This is a genomic window from Pseudomonas sp. MF6394, assembly GCF_002018845.1.
GTDB classification, from domain to species: domain Bacteria; phylum Pseudomonadota; class Gammaproteobacteria; order Pseudomonadales; family Pseudomonadaceae; genus Aquipseudomonas; species Aquipseudomonas lactis.
Genome location: NZ_MVOJ01000017.1, coordinates 50,167 through 69,456, shown reverse-complemented (window position 1 = coordinate 69,456; position 19,290 = coordinate 50,167). Strand labels below are relative to the sequence as shown.

12 protein-coding genes, 4 tRNA genes and 1 pseudogene are annotated in these 19,290 nt (G+C 57.8%); 4 read left to right on the top strand and 13 right to left on the bottom strand.

The features are described from left to right. The first annotated feature begins 93 nt into the window (after window positions 1-93). The gene (locus MF6394_RS18420) at window positions 94-1,224 is read left to right on the top strand and encodes a carbon-nitrogen hydrolase family protein (RefSeq protein WP_047711200.1); all 1,131 of its coding nucleotides are present in this window, start codon (window positions 94-96) and stop codon (window positions 1,222-1,224) included. A 4-nt stretch (window positions 1,225-1,228) separates the two neighbouring features. Continuing rightward, on the top strand, window positions 1,229-2,263 hold the full coding sequence (locus MF6394_RS18415) for an AraC family transcriptional regulator (RefSeq protein ID WP_078467229.1): 1,035 nt from the start codon (window positions 1,229-1,231) through the stop codon (window positions 2,261-2,263). Window positions 2,264-3,201: 938 nt separating this feature from the next. Here the strand turns inward: MF6394_RS18415 and MF6394_RS18405 are convergent. Then, entirely contained in the window at window positions 3,202-3,993 is a 792-nt protein-coding gene (locus MF6394_RS18405) for a DUF2242 domain-containing protein (protein ID WP_078467227.1), read from the bottom strand. Between the two features lie 283 nt (window positions 3,994-4,276). Between MF6394_RS18405 and nhaA the strand changes: the two genes are divergently transcribed. Beyond that, complete coding sequence (gene nhaA, locus MF6394_RS18400) at window positions 4,277-5,620, top strand: Na+/H+ antiporter NhaA (RefSeq protein ID WP_069558216.1); 1,344 nt, start codon at window positions 4,277-4,279, stop codon at window positions 5,618-5,620. Between the two features lie 81 nt (window positions 5,621-5,701). On the opposite strand, the gene MF6394_RS18395 is transcribed toward nhaA, so the two are convergent. The 10 genes from MF6394_RS18395 to MF6394_RS18350 all read right to left on the bottom strand — a co-directional run bounded on the left by MF6394_RS18395 (window position 5,702) and on the right by MF6394_RS18350 (window position 15,122). After that, window positions 5,702-7,576 carry a SurA N-terminal domain-containing protein gene (locus MF6394_RS18395; RefSeq protein ID WP_044274626.1) on the bottom strand — a complete coding sequence of 625 codons (1,875 nt, stop codon included), beginning with the start codon at window positions 7,574-7,576 and terminating at the stop codon, window positions 5,702-5,704. A 228-nt stretch (window positions 7,577-7,804) separates the two neighbouring features. After that, window positions 7,805-8,077 carry an HU family DNA-binding protein gene (locus tag MF6394_RS18390; protein WP_003174819.1) on the bottom strand — a complete coding sequence of 91 codons (273 nt, stop codon included), beginning with the start codon at window positions 8,075-8,077 and terminating at the stop codon, window positions 7,805-7,807. A 148-nt stretch (window positions 8,078-8,225) separates the two neighbouring features. Continuing rightward, on the bottom strand, window positions 8,226-10,622 hold the full coding sequence (gene lon, locus MF6394_RS18385; RefSeq protein WP_003192252.1) for an endopeptidase La: 2,397 nt from the start codon (window positions 10,620-10,622) through the stop codon (window positions 8,226-8,228). A gap of 188 nt (window positions 10,623-10,810) precedes the next feature. Continuing rightward, window positions 10,811-12,094, bottom strand: a complete 1,284-nt coding sequence (gene clpX, locus MF6394_RS18380) for an ATP-dependent Clp protease ATP-binding subunit ClpX (RefSeq protein WP_078467226.1) — start codon at window positions 12,092-12,094, stop codon at window positions 10,811-10,813. 112 nt (window positions 12,095-12,206) lie between these two features. Beyond that, window positions 12,207-12,842, bottom strand: coding sequence for an ATP-dependent Clp endopeptidase proteolytic subunit ClpP (clpP, locus tag MF6394_RS18375; RefSeq protein WP_003192255.1), 636 nt, complete (start codon window positions 12,840-12,842; stop codon window positions 12,207-12,209). Between the two features lie 91 nt (window positions 12,843-12,933). Next, on the bottom strand, window positions 12,934-14,244 hold the full coding sequence (gene tig / locus MF6394_RS18370) for a trigger factor (protein WP_014718988.1): 1,311 nt from the start codon (window positions 14,242-14,244) through the stop codon (window positions 12,934-12,936). Between the two features lie 399 nt (window positions 14,245-14,643). Further along, window positions 14,644-14,719, bottom strand: a tRNA-His gene (locus MF6394_RS18365). Between the two features lie 77 nt (window positions 14,720-14,796). Next, window positions 14,797-14,881 (bottom strand) — tRNA-Leu (locus MF6394_RS18360). A 56-nt stretch (window positions 14,882-14,937) separates the two neighbouring features. After that, window positions 14,938-15,013 (bottom strand) — tRNA-His (locus tag MF6394_RS18355). 32 nt (window positions 15,014-15,045) lie between these two features. Next, window positions 15,046-15,122: transfer RNA gene (locus MF6394_RS18350), tRNA-Arg, on the bottom strand. Between the two features lie 275 nt (window positions 15,123-15,397). On the opposite strand from MF6394_RS18350, the gene folD reads away from it, so the two are divergent. After that, window positions 15,398-16,252 carry a bifunctional methylenetetrahydrofolate dehydrogenase/methenyltetrahydrofolate cyclohydrolase FolD gene (gene folD / locus MF6394_RS18345; RefSeq protein ID WP_047711205.1) on the top strand — a complete coding sequence of 285 codons (855 nt, stop codon included), beginning with the start codon at window positions 15,398-15,400 and terminating at the stop codon, window positions 16,250-16,252. A gap of 290 nt (window positions 16,253-16,542) precedes the next feature. Here the strand turns inward: folD and MF6394_RS18340 are convergent. Beyond that, window positions 16,543-17,690, bottom strand: a pseudogene (locus MF6394_RS18340) (IS110 family transposase). A gap of 128 nt (window positions 17,691-17,818) precedes the next feature. Next, the gene (locus MF6394_RS18335) at window positions 17,819-18,706 is read right to left on the bottom strand and encodes a fimbrial protein (protein ID WP_161952170.1); all 888 of its coding nucleotides are present in this window, start codon (window positions 18,704-18,706) and stop codon (window positions 17,819-17,821) included. Window positions 18,707-19,290 lie beyond the last annotated feature (584 nt).

The following is a 19,290-nucleotide window of genomic DNA, read 5'->3' as shown; positions in this document are numbered from 1 at the left end:
TATTGATCCAAATGCACAGCGCCCCTTGGCAAGCCACGCCATGGGCCCTACCCTAGTCGCGAACCCTGCACCTGGTCTGTTGTCTGTTGCCCCATGCGTAAACTTCTAGCGTTCACCGTCATCATGGCCCTGGTTGCCTCCCTCGCCGCGTATCTGGTCTGGACCCAGGAGCGCCCCGTGGCGCATTACCTGTCCGACCTGCGCATCACCCTCGCCGTCAATGAGGGCGAACCGGCCGACCGGGGCAACCTGCTGGGCATCCAGCCGGAGCTGTTCCCTGCCGATTACCAGAGCCTGGAACGCCTGCACCTGAAGCTGTCGGCCTACCTGCAAAACGCTCGGGACCTGGGGCTGATCAACGCCAAAACCGTGGTGGTGCTGCCGGAGCATATCGGCACCTGGCTGATGCTCGGCGGCGAAAAGAATGAGCTGTACCAGGCCGCTCATCTCAAGGACGCCATGAACTGGCTGTCGATCAGCAACCCGCTGCAATTTGCCAAAGCCTGGATCAGCGCCACCGGCGACAACCGCATGGATGATGCGTACCTGCGCATGAAAGCCCCGGCCATGGCCCGCGACTATCAAGTGTTGTTTGGCGGCCTCGCCAAAGAATTTGGCGTGACCCTGGTGGCCGGTTCCATTGCCTTGCCCAACCCAAGCGTGATTCAGGGGCAACTGGAGATCGGCCACGGCGCGCTGTACAACGCCAGCGTGGTGTTTGCCGCCGACGGTTTGCCGCTGGGCCAGCCGCAGCGCCAGCTTTACCCGATCTACGATGAGCGGGGCTTTATCGAGCCGGGTGATGAGCATGTCGTCAACGTTGTCGATACTCCCGCCGGGCGCCTGGGCATCCTGGTGGGCAGTGACAGCTGGTACCCGGACAACTACCGCAAGCTCAACGAGCAAGGCGCGCAATTGATCGCGGTGCCGGCTTTTGTCACCGGCCGCGACACCTGGGAGCGTCCGTGGCGTGGCTTCAAGAGCGTATCCACGCCGTCAGAAGTGAGCCTCAAGCCTGAAGAAACCAGCGAGGGCGCAGCCTGGCGTCGCCTCACGCTGATCAGCCAGCCACCCGTCAGCCAAGCCACCGCAGGCATGAGCGTCTTTCTGCGCGGGCAGTTCTGGGACCTGGGCAGCGCCGGCCAGAGTTTCCTCAGCCGCAATGGGCAAGTCTTCGCCGATGGCGACGCCCGTGGTGCGCGCCTGCTGAATATCTGGCTGTAGCGCCTTGAAGCCGGTGCGCCTGGGGGATCTGTCGGTGGGCTTCGTGCACACCCTGGCCGACGCCATCCACAGCAACGGCCTGGACCCACAGCCCCTACTGCTGCAATACGGCCTCGACCCGGCGCGCCTGGCTGAAGCCGGCGCACGCCTGTCGATCCCGCGCTACATGCGCCTGGGCCACGCGGCCATCCAACTGACCGGCAACCCTGGCCTGGGCCTGCGCATGGGCCAGCTCAGCCGCTTGAGCCAAGCCGGCCTTGCCGGCGTCACCGCCGCCCAAGCGCCCACGGTGCGCGAAGCCGCAAGGACGCTCACACGCTTTGAAGCGCTGTACGGTTCCAACTATCGCGGGCAATCAAGCTTTCATGAAGACGCCGAAGGCGCGTGGCTGCGGTTTTATTCCATCAGCCCCTATAACGCCTACAACCGCTTTGTGGTGGATTCGATCATCGCCGGCTGGCTGCAGCAACTCTCGGGCCTGGCGCAACAGCCGGTGCAGGCACAACGAATTGAAATCGAATTCGACGCGCCGGACTACCACGATCACTACAGGGTACTGGGAGAGGGCGTGGTGCACTTCGGCGCCGAGGTCAATCAACTGCGCCTCAACCAACCCACCCTGGCGCTGCGCAACCCACAGCACTGCCCAAGCACCTGGCACCTGTTGCTACAGCTGTGTGAAAGGGAATTAGAGCAGTTGACCCGCACCCGCAGCCTGCGCGAGCGCATTACCCGTTTGCTCGGGCCGATGCTCAATGGCGGCCGGGAACCCGACCTGGAAGAAGTGGCGGCACGCTTGAAGCTGCCCACCTGGACATTGCGGCGCAAACTGGCCGAGGAAGGCACGCAGTTTCGCGCGATTCTCAATGACACCCGTCGCGACCTGGCCATGACCTACATTCGCGACACGGAACTGGCGTTCGGCGAGATCGCCTACTTGCTCGGTTTTGCTTCGGCCCAAGCCTTCCAAAGGGCCTTCAGGCGCTGGAACAACCAGACCCCAGGGGAATTTCGCCGCAGTCAGCGACACTCCGCCTGAAGTCGGTGTTACAGCTCGGTAGCATCGTCGGCTGGGTCCAGTGGGTCTAGCTCGAATGCCTGGTACTCCAGCAGTTCTTCCTGGTAATCGTCCATGGTGGACTCCTTCTTCATGTTGAAAGCGGTTGCAGATTAATGACCTGCGAACCCAGCCTAAAGTGCCGTCATGACGAAAAAAAGTCGACGTCGTGACATTCCTGCTCTTCAGGATTAAACGTAGCGGCGATCACTGGATTTAACTTAACCGCAACCTCGGTCAACATGTGGGAGCGGGCTTGCCTGCGAAGACGGCCTGTCAGCCTACGCCTATCTACCTGACACCCCACGATACAACTGTGTGAGCTGGCTTGCCTGCGATGGCGGCCTGCCGGCCGACACCTACCTACCTGACACCCTAACGATCCAACTGTGGGAGCTGGCTTGCCTGCGATGGCGGCCTGCCAGCCGACCCCTACCTACCTGACACCCCGCGACCCAACTGTGGGAGCGGGCTTGCTCGCGAAGGCAGCCTGACAGTCCACATAGTTGGATTGGGTACATATCCATTGCTGCGGTAACGGCCACCTAGGGTTCCGCCCTGACGGCGGCTCACTTTTGAGAAGCGCAAAAGTAAGCAAAACGCTCTTGCCCCACCACTCGGCACCTCGCCTAGGCTCGGTGTGCCCGTAATCCGCCAGTGATTTGGGGGGCCGCCGCCACGCGCCATCCATGGCGCGGGGCGGCTAAACCGGCATCCCTGCCGGTTTACCCCCCAAATCCCTGTCGAATTCCGGCCAGCGTGGTTTAACGGGGCGCTTCAGATCAAGATCAAGAGCGGCTCGCTTCGCATCGTGGTTACCGTTGAGCGCTACAGAGCTGTGTAGATACCTATGCTGCGATAGCGCCCTGTCAGCCGACGCTTCTCTACCTGACACCCTGCTCCCACATTCGAGCATTGCGTTATTGCGCAGGCATCGGCAGCGGTGGAATCGCTTCTGTCGGCGCAGGCAAGGCCGGATCAGTCCGCGTCGGCGCCACCGGAGCAGGCTCTGTCACCGGTGCAATCGGTGCTGCCTCAGGTGGTGGCGCGAGCGGCTCTGCAGCGGCGGGCGCAACAGGCACCTCCTTCGGCGCCTCGACCTTCTCGGCTGCCGGAGCGGCCTTGGGCTCGGGCACGCCCAGGTCGGCCTTGGGCTGCTCGGGGATATGCTCGGCCTGCTTCACTTCCTGCGGCAAGAACACGTCCACCAGCGCGAAGTAACGCTCGTAGAACTTGGGTGCCGAGACGGTCTCGCTGGCCACTTTCACCATCGAGTCGTCGGTGGAGCCAATCGGCATCGACACCGAGCCCAGCACGCCCACGCCGAGGCTCGCGGAGTTGTTGACCTTCTTCAGCGCATAGCGGTCCTGCAAGGCGTTGGCAAACATCGTCGAGTGATTGCTGCCCTTGCCATCAGCGGCGCACACCACATTGAAACTGATCTGCAGGTGAGTCTCGCCGGTCTGCTGGAAGCTCTTGTTGCCGGCCACCAACTTCGGATCGCTACTGGTAATGATGTAGCCCTGACTCAGCAGGGCACGGCGCGCCGCTTCACAGGCCGCCACATCGCTGACCGGGTAATCGCGGGAAAACGTACCGGAGTCGTCGAAATTCTCATGTTCGTAGATAGCGGTCTTGGGTGACGAGCAGCCCGCAGCGCCCGCCAGCACCAGCGCCAACCCGAGAGTGCGCAAGTGAAATGATGTCGACATTGAAAATCCTGAAGAAAACGGTCCGGACGGTATTGTGCAACAGAACACGACACTGAAGCGCGATTCCTGTCGGTAAAACATCTCAGGCTAAGACAGCAGCGTCAGTAGGAAAAAGCCTGGCGCACATAGGATCGATAAAGAGCCGTAATGTGCGCGGTTCTATGACAAGTTTGTTTACAACTTATTCCTCACCTTTCTATCATCGCCCCTGGGTGCGTTGCTGCATAAAGTACGGCGCAGGTTAAAAGCCAAGCATTGGTCGGGCCGCCAATGGAGAGTTGTCGTGCCTGATAAACACCCCGCCATCCCCCGCCCCCAGCGTTTGACTGAGGGCGCGCTGTCCGCCCTCGAGCGCTTTTCACATATCGAAGCCGTCAGCGGTATCGTGCTGCTGCTGGCCGCCATCGTCGCGCTGGTGTGGGCCAACAGCCCCGCCGCCGCGACCTACGAGCATTTCTGGAACACGCCCATCACCCTCGGGCTGGGCGACTACAGCGTGTCGCGCTCCCTGCATTTTCTGGTCAATGACGGGCTGATGACCATCTTCTTCCTGGTGGTCGGTGCCGAGATCCGCCAGGAAATCAAAGACGGTGCCCTCGCCAACCTGAAGCTGGCCACGCTGCCGTTAGGCGCGGCGTTGGGCGGCGTGCTGATGCCGGCACTCATCTACACCCTGCTCAACCACGGTACCGCCGCCGCGAGTGGCTGGGCGGTGCCCACCGCGACCGACATTGCCTTTGCCGTGGGCGTGCTCGCGCTGCTGGGCAAGTCGATCCCCAGTGGCGTGCGTATCCTGCTGCTGGCCCTGGCGATCATCGATGACATTGTGGCGATCCTGATCATCGCGATCTTTTTCACCGCCAGCCTCGACTACATGGGCTTGGTGATTGCTGCAGGCGGGCTGGCCCTGGTGCTGGTGTTCCAACGCATGGGTATCAGCAAGGCGGCGATCTACCTGCTGCCTGGCGCTATCGTATGGTTTGGCCTGCTCAAGACCGGCGTGCACCCAACGCTCGCCGGGGTGATCCTTGGCTTGATGACCCCGGTCAATTCCAAGCCCACCCGGGAACGCCCGCTGGAGACTATCGAACGCACCTTCAACGAACTGATGGACCGGTTCTCGCAGCCAGCCGAAGGAGCCCAGCAAGTCGCCACGCCCCTCAAGCAATTGCGCGAAGCCCAGCGGGAAATACTCCCGCCGGTGCAGCGGGTTCAATCAGCGCTGCACCCCTGGGTAGCCTTCGGCGTGATGCCGCTGTTTGCCTTGGCCAACGCCGGCGTGAGCCTGGACGGTTTCAATCTGGATGACCCGCTGGCCCACGGTGTGTTCATGGGCGTCATCTTCGCCCTGGTGCTCGGCAAGCCTCTGGGCGTGATGCTGGCGAGCCTCGCGCTGGTCAAGCTAAACATCTGCAAGCTGCCGGACGGTGTGACGTGGACGGGCGTTGGCCTGGTCGGTCTGTTGGCGGGGATCGGTTTCACCATGTCGATCTTTATCTCGTCCCTGGCATTTTCAGACCCTGCTCTGCTGTCGGCTGCCAAGCTGAGCGTATTGGCGGCTTCAACCCTGGCGGCAGTGATCGGGTTGACGTGGGGCAAGCTCAAGTTTGCAGGTAAGAACGCCTAAAGCGCATTCAGCACTCACTTTATCAAAGGCAAAAAAAGACCCCGGCCTTTTCAGGTCGGGGTCTTTTTATTCAGGCCGGCATCAGTACTTCTTGATGTCTGCCTGGGTTTCCAGCTGCTTGCGGTAGGCCGCGAAGTCCTGCTGGCCAATACGGGAAGCGAGGAAGCGGCGGTATTGCGCCTTTTCTTCGTCCGTAGGGGCCGCCGCTTCGTTCACGCCGTTCAAGCGCACGATCATCAGGCTGCCATCGCGCAGGGTCACGGTGGTGAAGGTCGGCTTGTCCTTGGCCGCAGGTTTGGGCATGCGGAACAAGGCTTGCAGCACGGCCGGGTCGATAGACTCCTGACCACGGGTAGCCGCCTCAGTCACCTTCCAGGCCTGGCCGTCAACCGGCTGGTCCAGCGCGGTCTTGCCATCACGCAGGCTGGCGATCAACTCGTCGGCACGGGCTTTGGCGGCAGCGCTCGCGCGCTCCTTGGTCATCTGGGTGCGAATGGCCGCAGCGACGTTCTCCAGCGGCAATTGGGCCGGCTTGAGATGCTCTTTGGCACGCAGCACGATGATGGTTTCCGGGTCCAGCTCGATGGCGCTGCTGTTGGCGCCTTCATCCAGCACTTCCGGGCTGAAGGCTGCAGTGACCACGGCACGGTTGGCCGCAACACCTTCGCCACCTTCACGGCCAAACGGCGCGGAGGTGTGGACGGTCAGCTTCAAGTCAGACGCTGGCTGGGCCAGGTCAGAGGCTTCGAATGCCGCATCTTCCAATTGCTTGGTCGCTTCGACAAAACGCTGTTCAACCTGCTGGGCCTTGAGCTCGCGGGTCAGCTTGTCTTTCAGGCTGGCGAACGATGGCACCTCAGGCGCTTCAACGCCCAGCAACTTGATCAGGTGCCAACCGAAGGTAGTACGCACCGGCGTCGACACCTGGTCTTGCTTCAAGCCGTACAGCGCGGTTTCGAAGTCCGGGTCGTAAACACCAGGGCCGGCAAAACCGAGGTCGCCGCCATTGTTGGCCGAACCTGGATCCTGGGAGAACTCCTTGGCCAGGGCTTCGAACTTCTCACCCTTGGCCAGGCGCGCCTGGATGTCTTCGATCTTGGCCTTGGCTTGCGCCTCGGTGACCTTGTCGTTGACTTCAATCAGGATGTGCGCGGCACGACGCTGTTCAGCGAGGTTGGCGGTTTCCTTCTCGTAGGCAGCCTGCAGCTCATCGTCCTTGACCGTAACCTGGTCGAAGAAGGACGACTTCTTCAATTCCAGATAGTCGATGACCACCTGGTCCGGGGTCATGAACTCTTTGGCGTGCTGGTCGTAGTAGGCCTTGACCTCGTCGTCGGTGAGTTTCACCGCCGCAGGGTCAGCCTTGATGTTGACGGTGGCAAAATCGCGGGTCTGTTTTTCCAGGCGGGCGAATGCCAGCACCTCGGCGTCAGTCACGAAACCACTGCCAGCGATGCCTGCGCGAACCTGGCCGATCAGCATTTCCTGGGTCAGCATCTGACGGAATTGCATGCGGCTGTAGCCCAACTGACGGACCACCTGGTCAAAGCGTTCGGCGTTGAACTTGCCGTCTACTTGGAATTCCGGCGTCTGCAGGATCACCTGGTCCAGCGCAGCTTCCGAGAAGCCAAACTTGGAATCAGCAGCGCCTTGCAGCAGCAGCTTACGGTCGATCAGGCCCTTGAGGGCAGCATCGCGCAGCAGCTTTTCGTCCAGCAGGGAAGCGTCGAAATCCTTGCCCAGCTGTTGCATCAGCTGGCGCCGTTGCATGTCGACAGCCTGGCTCAGCTCGGTCTGGGTGATTTCTTCACCGTTGACCTTGGCCACGTCCTGCTTGTTATTACCCGAAGCCTGGAAAATGGCTTCGATACCGGTGAACGCCATCAAAGCGACGATGATCCCGATGATGGTCTTGGCAATCCAGCCTTGTGAATTGTCCCTGATATTTTGCAGCATGCGTCCCCCAGAAACGGTTGAACTTCAAAAATTAGGCAACCGTGGAGCGTGGGTAGAGTCCGGATAGAAGAAAGGCGCATCCGAGGATGCGCCTTCTCGTAACTGGCGGAGCGGACGGGGGTTCGAATCTGCACCCCCGGCGTGGCGACCCGATACGTGGGTCAGCTACCGCTCCGCTGCCAGGCCAGACCTGCGTCCGACCCGGGTAAGCAAAGGCTTGAACGAAGCTTAGTTAACAGCTTCTTTCAGGGCTTTACCGGCTTTGAAACCTGGTTTCTTGGCAGCAGCGATTTGCAGTGCTTTGCCGGTCTGTGGGTTACGGCCAGTGCGAGCTGGGCGGTCAGTCACAGAAAAAGTACCGAAGCCTACCAGTACCACGGAGTCGCCGGCCTTCAGAGCGCCAGTGACGGATTCGATTACTGCGTCCAGCGCACGGCCAGCAGCAGCTTTCGGGATATCAGCGGATGCAGCGATAGCATCAATCAGTTCCGACTTGTTCACTCTAAGTCCCCTTATATATCTATTGAGTATGATTCTAAGTTTTTTGGTAAAAAGCAAAACCAGTGCTGAATGGCCTACAGACACTTAAGAGCCGCTTTATAACAAGGGCTCTAAAAAGCTGTCAAGGAAGCCCCCAGGCTCCAACACATTAATGCGTGCTAATTCTTTCCTTGGAATCGGACTCGCGTTTTTCGTCCTTCGCGACAATCTCCGGGGCCACATCCGGCAAGGGCTCCGGCGCGTATTGCAGCGCAATTTGCAGGACCTCGTCAATCCATTTAACCGGTTTAATCTGAAGATCCTGCTTGATGTTGTCAGGAATTTCCTTCAAGTCGCGAACATTCTCTTCAGGAATGATCACGGTCTTGATTCCACCCCGGTGGGCGGCGAGCAATTTCTCTTTCAGACCACCGATCGCCAATACCTGGCCACGCAGGGTGATTTCCCCGGTCATCGCCACATCGGCGCGCACAGGAATGCCGGTCAAGGCCGATACCAGGGCCGTGCACATGCCTACGCCAGCGCTAGGGCCGTCTTTGGGGGTCGCCCCTTCCGGCATGTGGATATGGGTGTCGTGCTTCTCGTGGAAGTCCAGCGGGATGCCCAGGCTGCGGGCGCGGCTGCGCACTACCGTCTGCGCGGCGGTAATGGATTCGACCATCACGTCACCCAGGGAGCCGGTCTTGATCAATTGACCTTTGCCCGGAATCACCGCAGCTTCGATGGTGAGCAATTCGCCACCCACCTGGGTCCACGCCAAACCAGTCACCTGGCCGACCTGGTCCTGTTGCTCGGCCAGGCCGTAGCGGAATTTCTTCACGCCCAGGAAGTGTTCCAGGGAGTCGGCAACCACTTTCACCGAGAAGCGTTTTTCCAGCGCGTGTTCCTTCACCGCTTTGCGGCAGATCTTCGCGATCTGGCGCTCAAGGCCCCGCACACCGGCCTCGCGAGTGTAGTAGCGCACGATGTCGCGGATCGCCTCGACCTCGAACTCGATCTCGCCCTTCTTCAGGCCGTTGGCCGAAATCTGCTTGGGCGCCAGGTACTTGACCGCGATGTTGATCTTCTCGTCTTCGGTGTAGCCCGGCAGACGAATCACCTCCATCCGGTCCAGCAAGGCTGGCGGAATGTTCATGGAGTTGGAGGTGCACAGGAACATTACGTCAGACAAGTCGTAGTCGACTTCCAGGTAATGGTCGTTGAAATTATGGTTCTGCTCAGGGTCCAGCACTTCGAGCAAGGCCGACGCCGGGTCGCCACGCATGTCGCTGCCCATTTTGTCGATTTCATCGAGCAGGAACAGCGGGTTGCGTACACCCACTTTTGTCATCTTTTGAATCAATCTTCCCGGCATCGAACCGATGTAGGTACGGCGATGACCGCGAATTTCCGCTTCGTCACGCACGCCACCCAAGGCCATGCGCACGAATTTGCGGTTGGTCGCGCTGGCAATCGATTCCGCCAGGGAGGTTTTACCCACACCCGGAGGCCCGACCAGGCACAACACCGGGCCGCGGATTTTCTTCACGCGTTTTTGTACAGCGAGGTACTCAAGGATGCGCTCCTTGACCTCTTCCAGGCCGTAATGGTCAGCGTCGAGAATCTCTTCAGCACGAGCCAGGTCCAGGCGCACCTTGGTCTGGGCCTTCCACGGCACTTGCACCAGCCAGTCGATATACGAGCGCACCACGGTGGCTTCAGCCGACATCGGCGACATCTGCTTGAGCTTGTTCAGCTCGGCGGTGGCCTTGGTCAGGGCGTCTTTGGGCAGGCCAGCGGCATCGATACGCTTTTTCAGCTCTTCGATTTCGTTGTGGCCTTCCTCGCCGTCGCCGAGTTCCTTCTGAATGGCCTTCATCTGCTCATTCAGGTAGTACTCGCGCTGACTGCGCTCCATCTGCTTCTTCACGCGGCCACGGATGCGTTTTTCAACCTGCAACAGGTCGATTTCGCCATCCAGCATCGCCAATACGTGTTCGACACGCGCCGACAGGTCGATGATTTCGAGGATGTCTTGCTTCTGCTCGATCTTCAGCGCCATGTGCGCGGCCATGGTGTCGACCAGGCGGCTTGGCTCATCAATGCTGTTGAGGGACGACAGGACTTCAGCCGGGACTTTCTTGCCCAACTGCACATACTGCTCGAACTGCGACAGCAGGCTGCGTACGAACACCTCGGATTCACGCTCCGGGGCTTCGACTTCTTCGATCAGCGCCACTTCCGCGCGCAGGTGGCCGTCCACCTCCATGAAGCGCTCTACGGCACCGCGCTGCTCGCCTTCGACCAGCACCTTGACGGTGCCATCGGGCAGCTTGAGCAATTGCAGGACAGTGGCAATGGTGCCGACGCGATACAGGGCATCTTCGCCCGGATCATCATCAGCAGGATTCTTCTGGGCCAACAGCAGGATTTGCTTGTCGCCCGTCATCGCGGCCTCGAGGGCTTCGATAGACTTCTCGCGCCCCACGAACAGCGGGATAACCATGTGCGGATAGACGACGACATCACGCAACGGCAGGAGAGGCAATTCGATGGTTGTCTTCATGATTTCGCCTCTATGACAGTTCAAAAATAAGCTTGAAACCAAGATGGGGGTTGCATGCAAAAAAAACAAGCTCAATGCCAGCAGTTAAACGCATGAATACACGCGAATTTAACCACCGTCTCGAAAAAACGCCCCAAAAAACAAGGGGCCCCTAGAGGCCCCTTGCTTGTACCGCAACTGCTGAACGCTTACGCGTCGGGTGCAGCCTTGGCAGCCGGCTCACTGTTTTCATAGATATACAGTGGCTTGGACTTGCCTTCGATAACGCTTTCGTCGATCACCACTTTACTCACCTCGGACTGCGAGGGGATTTCGTACATGGTGTCGAGCAACACGCCTTCGAGGATAGAACGCAGGCCACGTGCACCGGTCTTGCGCTCCAGTGCCCGCCTGGCCACCGATTTCAGCGCGTCGGTACGGAACTCCAGGTCTACACCTTCCATCTCGAACAATTTGCCGTATTGCTTGGTCAGGGCGTTTTTCGGCTCGGTGAGGATCTGGATCAAAGCCGCCTCATCCAACTCGTCCAACGTGGCCAGGACCGGCAGACGGCCAACGAATTCCGGGATCAGACCGAACTTGACCAAATCGTCAGGCTCGACTTCACGCAGGGACTCGCCCACCTTCTTGCCTTCTTCCTTGCTACGCACTTCCGCACTGAAACCAATGCCGCCACGGGTGGAACGCTGCTGAATCACCTTCTCGAGACCCGAGAACGCACCGCCACAAATGAACAGGATGTTGCGCGTATCAACCTGAAGGAATTCCTGCTGCGGGTGCTTGCGACCACCTTGCGGCGGTACGGACGCAACCGTGCCTTCGATCAGTTTCAACAGGGCCTGCTGCACGCCTTCACCGGAAACGTCCCGAGTGATCGACGGGTTGTCCGACTTGCGCGAGATCTTGTCGATCTCGTCGATGTAGACAATACCCATCTGGGCTTTCTCTACGTCGTAGTCGCACTTCTGCAGCAGTTTCTGAATGATGTTCTCGACATCTTCACCCACGTAGCCAGCCTCGGTGAGGGTGGTGGCGTCGGCGATGGTGAACGGAACGTTCAGCAGGCGAGCGAGGGTTTCTGCAAGCAGGGTTTTACCCGAGCCTGTAGGACCGATCAGCAAGATGTTGCTCTTGCCCAGTTCAACCTCGTCACCTTTCTTGTCACGCTGGTTCAGGCGCTTGTAGTGGTTGTACACCGCTACGGCCAGAACCTTTTTTGCACGCTCTTGACCAATGACGTATTGGTCAAGGATGCCGCTGATTTCTTTAGGCGAAGGTAATTTATGCGCACTGCTCTCGGCCTGGGCTTCCTGCACCTCCTCACGGATGATGTCATTGCACAGGTCGACGCATTCGTCGCAGATAAACACCGAGGGGCCGGCAATCAATTTGCGTACTTCATGCTGGCTTTTGCCACAGAAGGAGCAATAGAGCAGCTTGCCGTTGTCCTCGCCGTTGCGGGTGTCAGTCATTCGTTCGATCCAAATCCGATAGGCTTGCAACACAAGATGAAGGCTTATGCGGGCTTTTTCAAGCCCGCCAGTGGTCGGACATGCCGACCAGCCCTATTTTGAGCGGCTTATATTATGCGGGGCGCTTGTCGATCACTGCGTCGATCAACCCGTATTCCTTGGCGGCTTCAGCGCTCATGAAATTGTCACGGTTGGTATCGCGCTCGATTTCTTCCAGGGTGCGCCCGCTGTGCTTGGCCATCAGCGTGTTGAGACGCTCACGAATGAAGAGGATTTCCTTGGCGTGGATTTCGATGTCCGACGCCTGGCCCTGGAAACCGCCCAGTGGCTGGTGAATCATCACGCGCGAGTTCGGCAGGCAGAAACGCTTGCCTTCGGCACCCGCGGTCAGCAGGAAGGCGCCCATGCTGCACGCCTGGCCAATACAGGTGGTCGACACGTTTGGCTTGATGAACTGCATGGTGTCGTAGATCGACATGCCCGCAGTCACCGAACCACCCGGCGAGTTGATGTAGAGATGGATGTCCTTGTCCGGGTTTTCCGCTTCAAGGAACAGCAGCTGCGCACAGATCAGGTTGGCCATGTAGTCCTCTACCGGGCCAACCAGAAAGATCACTCGCTCCTTGAGCAGGCGCGAGTAGATGTCGTAGGCGCGTTCGCCACGAGCGGACTGCTCGACAACCATCGGGACCAGGCCGCCTGCGGCCTGGATATCAGAGTTCTGCTGAATATAGGAATTACGGAACATGCTCTGCAGTTACTCCCAAATAGTCATGTCTTGAAAACGCATAAGCCAGCGCGAGGCTGGCTTATGGTTGAATTTCCAACGAGTTGGACAATCAGTCGGCTTGTGCTGCTTCCGCCGGTTTGACTGCTTCTTCGTAAGAGACCGCTTTATCGGTCACCTTAGCCTTCTGCAGAACAGTATCCACAACTTGTTCTTCCAGCACAACCGAACGTACTTCGTTCATCTGCTGCTCATTCTTGTAGTACCAAGCCACGACCTGCTCAGGCTCCTGGTAGGCCGAAGCCATTTCCTGGATCATTTCGCGGACGCGGTCTTCGTCTGGCTTGAGGTCGAACTGCTTGACCACTTCAGCCACGATCAGGCCCAGCACAACGCGGCGCTTGGCTTGCTCTTCGAACAGCTCGGCCGGCAGCTGGTCAGGCTTGATGTTGCCACCAAACTGCTGAACCGCTTGAACGCGCAGGCGATCCACTTCGTTGGACAGCAGGGCCTTAGGCACTTCGATCGGGTTGGCGGCCAGCAGACCGTCCATGACCTGGTTCTTGACCTTGGACTTGATGGCCTGACGCAGCTCACGCTCCATGTTCTTGCGAACTTCGGTGCGGAAGCCTTCGATGCCGGTTTCCTTGATGCCGAACTGGGCGAAGAACTCTTCGTTCAGCTCTGGCAGCTTAGGCTCGGAAACGCTGTTGACGGTCACGGTGAACTCGGCGGCTTTGCCAGCCAGGTCCAGGTTCTGGTAGTCAGCAGGGAACGTCAGGTTCAGAACGCGCTCTTCGCCGGCTTTGGCGCCAACCAGGCCGTCTTCGAAACCAGGGATCATACGGTTGGAACCCAGCACCAGCTGAGTGCCCTTGGCGGAGCCGCCAGCGAAGACTTCGCCGTCAACCTTGCCAACGAAATCGATGTTCAGTTGATCTTCGTTCTGGGCGGCACGGTCGGCCACTTCGAAACGAGTGTTCTGCTTGCGCAGGATTTCCAGCATGTTGTCCAGGTCCGAATCAGCCACTTCGGCGCTCAGACGCTCGATTTCGATACCGTCGAAACCGGCCACTTCAAATTCCGGGAACACTTCGAATACGGCAACGTATTCCAGGTCCTTGCCCGCTTCCAGGGACTTGGGCTCGATCGAAGGCGAGCCAGCCGGGTTCAGCTTTTGCTCGACAACGGCTTCGTAGAAAGAAGCCTGGATCACGTCACCTACAGCTTCCTGGCGCGCATCGGCACCAAAACGACGCTTGATTTCGCTCATCGGCACTTTGCCTGGACGGAAACCAGCGATCTTGGCCTTCTGGGCAGTCTGCTGCAGACGCTTGTTGACCGCAGTCTCGATACGCTCTGCCGGCACGGTGATGCTCAGGCGGCGCTCGAGAGCAGTAGTATTTTCAACAGAAACTTGCATGGATATTCCTCGTTGCACAGACGTTAGCCGGCCATTTCCGACCCCAATCAAGGGCATGCATTCTAGTGGGTCAAACTCAAGAAGTCACCCTACTGAAAATACAGCGGAAAACAGCCGGCAATTTATCGGTACGAAGGCACGGATGCACCTCGCCCCGGTGACAAATACAGCCAAATTGCGCCAGGGCTCTGCGCCGCCCCTCTATATATAGAAGGAACAACCATTCATCTCCCTGACGGCCCGCCCTGCGAACAGAACAGGCAAGCAACGCAGCATCATCGAGATACACAAATACGACGACACGCCCTGCCAGGGCAGCCCAGCACCTGCGACCACCCAATCTCAAACCGCCAAAACCAAAAAAGGCGCCAGACTGTTAAATCTGGCGCCTTTCGAATATGGGGTGGACGAAGGGGATCGAACCCTCGACAACGGGAGTCACAATCCCGTGCTCTACCAACTGAGCTACGCCCACCATATTGCGTTAACAAAGAAACCAAACTACTTCTTTGTTGAGCCCTGCCCCGCCTGACGGCACAGCAAAGCTTTAATTGGTGCGGATGAAGAGACTCGAACTCTTACGCCTCGCGGCGCTGGAACCTAAATCCAGTGTGTCTACCAATTCCACCACATCCGCGCTTGAAGCTCTTAAAGCAAAGGCGCCAGACGATTAATCTGGCGCCTTTCAAAATATGGGGTGGACGAAGGGGATCGAACCCTCGACAACGGGAGTCACAATCCCGTGCTCTACCAACTGAGCTACGCCCACCATATAGCGCTACTTGTGCCAAAGCTGCCTAATGGCGCACCCGGCAGGACTCGAACCTGCGACCATCCGCTTAGAAGGCGGATGCTCTATCCAGCTGAGCTACGGGCGCCTTATTAATCTGTACTCTTGGAGGATTACAAACTAAGTGCTTCCAGCCTTGCAGTACAACTATTCTGCTCGACCTTCTTAACCAGTGCTAGGCTGTGCCCGACAAGTGCGACGAATAGTATAGAGCGTCCTGATACCCGTCAAATCTTTTTTGAAAAAAACTGATTTTATTTAAGGGCTTAGGGCAATTTGCAGACCAAGCGCCTTTGCCCTCGCGCCCTGGCGTGCGAGAATGCGCGCACTTTTCTTCCCCCTCTCGATGGTTAATCACGCGTAATGACTGCACAACTTATCGACGGCAAATCAATCGCCGCCAGCCTGCGCCAGCAGATCGCCAAACGAGTCACCGAGCGCAGCCAGCAAGGCCTGCGCACGCCTGGCCTCGCGGTGATCCTGGTCGGCAGCGATCCTGCCTCTCAGGTTTATGTCTCGCACAAGCGTAAAGACTGTGAAGAGGTCGGCTTTATTTCCAAGGCCTACGACTTGCCTTCGGACACCACTCAACAGGCCCTGACCGACCTGATTGACAGCCTCAACGATGACCCGGCCATGGACGGCATCCTCCTGCAACTGCCGCTGCCAGAGCATTTGGACGCCTCCAAACTGCTGGAACGCATCCGCCCGGACAAAGACGTCGACGGTTTCCACCCTTATAACGTCGGCCGCCTGGCCCAGCGCATTCCCCTGCTGCGCCCATGCACCCCCAAAGGCATCATGACGCTGCTGGAAAGCACCGGTGTCGATCTATATGGTCTGGACGCTGTCGTGGTGGGCGCATCGAACATCGTCGGTCGCCCGATGGCCATGGAGCTGCTGCTGGCCGGCTGCACCGTGACCGTCACCCACCGCTTCACCAAGGACCTGGCCGGCCACGTTGGCCGCGCCGACCTGGTGGTGGTCGCGGCTGGCAAGCCAGGCCTGGTCAAGGGTGAGTGGATCAAGGAAGGCGCCATCGTCATCGACGTGGGCATCAACCGCCAGGAAGACGGCAAGTTGGTGGGTGACGTGGTGTATGAAACCGCGCTGCCCCGTGCCGGCTGGATCACGCCGGTTCCAGGCGGTGTCGGGCCGATGACCCGGGCCTGCCTGCTGGAAAACACCTTATATGCAGCGGAAACCCTGCACGGTTAATAACCAGGCGTAATGAAAAAGCCCTGCCTTAGCGCATAATGCCGTTCAGTTAAGGCTTTTTGTAGGAGCGAGCAAGCTCGCTCCTATGTATGGACTCGCCCCCACTTTCAACCCGCTTTTAAAACATTGGTACCCGGTTGCTTCTATGTATCAGGCCTATCCGAGGAAGCTCCAAACAGCTTCTGGCCAACATTGGATCAGCTCGCGATCTGCCCATTACAAAAAGGCCTCAAGGGCCGGTAGGAGCGCAGGCATCAATTCACGCCGGTCTGACCAGGGGTCAATGTTCGTCAGCACGGGTTGGAGCGGCTAAACGCCCGGTGGCAGAACTCTGTAAATCCGTGGCTCATCTCAGCCTCCTGACTATTACCTGGCTGACGTCGAAAAGTCTGGTCGTTTTGCAAGAGCCGCCAGAGGATACGCAGGTTGCGGTTGGCCAAACGCACCGCCACCTCCTTGCGCCCTAGGCGAGATACCCAACGCTGTAGCCGCTGGTCGTCGGACTGCTCTGAATCCGGTCGCACGTGTCTTAACACGGCGCGGGCTCCCTGGACCGCCAGGCTGCGCAAATACGCATCACCGTTCTTGCCCATCTTGCCGAGCCGGATTTTTTCTCCGCTGCTGTGCTGGCTGGGCACCAGCCCGAAGTAGGCAGCGAACTGTCGAGCATTTGCGAAGCGTTCAGGCTCAGCCTGCTTGGCCAACAGTGCTCTGACCATGATCGGGCCAACTCCGCGCACCGTCATCAATCGCTTGGCTGTCTCATCGTTCTTCGCCGCTGTTTCGAGCCGACCGGTCAACACGTTGACGCGTTCGCCCAAATGACCACATTCAACTAACAGTTCGGCGATTAGTTCGCGCAGTAAATCGGGTAATGGCTGAGTGGCGTCTTCCAGTATTCGAGGATACGTTGGCTGATGGCCATTTCGCCTTGGGGCATGGAAACTTCCTGCTCCAGGAGTAAGCCACGCATCTGATTACCGACCGCCGTACGTCGCCCTATATATCCCTGCCGAGCCCGATGCAACGCTTGCATTGCAAGCGCCGCAGGCCTTTTGACCGGTACGGCTGATATCGCACAGTCGCGTCCGGCGCGCAGGATCGCCAATGCATCGTTGCGATCATTTTTCGGGCCGCTGCGATGATTGGCCACATGCTGAGAGGGTAGGATGCGAACAGAATTGCCCTGTGCTTGCAGTAATCGCGTCCATGCCTGAGCACCTGGCCCGGTTTCCACCAGCACCGTCACGTTTGCTGGAAGCTTAAGAAAAAAGGTTTGAAAGGCCTCTCGTGACTTAATCCGATCCTCGAATATGACCTGGCCGAGCGCATTCTCACCGGCCACTTGGAAGACCTTTTTGGCAAGGTCTACCGCGACGTTTACGCAAGTAGATACATCGGCTGACAAAGACTGATTGATCATCGTATGCTTTTTCATGGGCTCGCCCTCGCTGTCGTTGGCTTCTATAAGAATGCCACCGTGGCGCATAGACGCCTCGGCTTGGGCGAGTCCATCCAATTACAGAGGGCGCCCCCTCCCACCGTCCGAGCCAAGAATTCATACTTTCATAGATACGTCATGACAAATGTCAACTCAGTATCAGCCGTACCCGATATTAATGTCTCACCTATTAATCGAGAATACGTCGCATGAAACGGGATATCGAAATTTGTAAGACCAGAAGTAAAGCCATCTACACGATAGCTGTTGCCAAAAATAACAGCACCGCCATTCTCCCGTGTAATCCTTAGTCCAACTCCTCGGGCAGTAGATCCTCGATTAAGTGAAACCACGCCTTTACTTTGATCGAGCACTGGGGTAGCTGGCAAAAAACTGTATTTAACAATAGCCACACTATCATCACACTCACTCAACTTAATACTAAACGGAACTGCTTTACTTTCTCCACTGTCAAAATCCGATGAAACATACGTCCCCATATTCACCGCTATAAACTCTGGAGTGCTGCAAGACGAAACAATAGGGCGACTTCCATTTCTAATTTTAATATTGGCGAGCAATCCGAGCGTATTCCCATACCCAGAGCCACCGCGCACCGTACCAATAATGCCTGTCGGCACAACAGTATCATTAGTAAACTCTCCAGCCTTGACCAAGTATAGAGTAAATACCCCCGGCCCCAGCGAGTAGATAGTATTTGACATCAAGCCTGGGCCATAAGGGCGAGTTGCAATGCCTTCAACCTCCGGAGAGCCGGACAAACGAATTCTCCATGATAAACTTTTGCTCCCCAATAGAGGGAAGGTGTTTTCGTTCCCATGCATAGACGCAGGACCATCCTGAATCCCGATTGAATGAGTTATGTTTTTACATAGAAAAAGAACCTCTCCGGCAGAAATCGTTTCCTCATAGATAACTGTCCCCAAAGGTACATCTCTGCCTACCTGAAGATTGTTTGGACCATTAAATGCCAATTCCAACGGCACGCTCACTGGGTTATTTCCACACCTAGGAGTTTCGCCCCCAAATGACAAATCAGATAACACTAGCAACGACACCAACATTATATTTGATACCCGTGCGCCTACCCCCCTAAACATAGAGCTTACAAACCACTCGCACTTCTTCATAATAACTCCACTTACATTTCAGTCGCGCATATCACCACGATAATTTCACCTGCGACATAAGATGATCCTTAAATTTGCAGCCCTTTCTAGATCCAGCTATACAATCTGCACCTTTTTTTCGCTCTCCTCGATGCTAGCCTGCGGCTACAATGCATAGGCTTTATTCGCGCCCTAAGCTAAAGGCGTCTCGGAGAGCACCATAGCGGCGCGGGTGACTGACGCGCTTCGCTGGGCAGCAGCGGGATCGCCGCAGGTGGTGATGGCGAACGCTTGGGCCTTGCCAATGTCTGAGCTCCTCGGTTGAGGCCAGATGCAAAATGGCTTTCGGCAACCACGGGCCATCAGAAGTTGGAAAGCTTGAGCGCGCAGTGATGGGTACAAAATCGCTACAACCTCAACCAATCATCGGCTTAGAGCCTTTATTTAAAGGCTCTCTATCGCTTTCT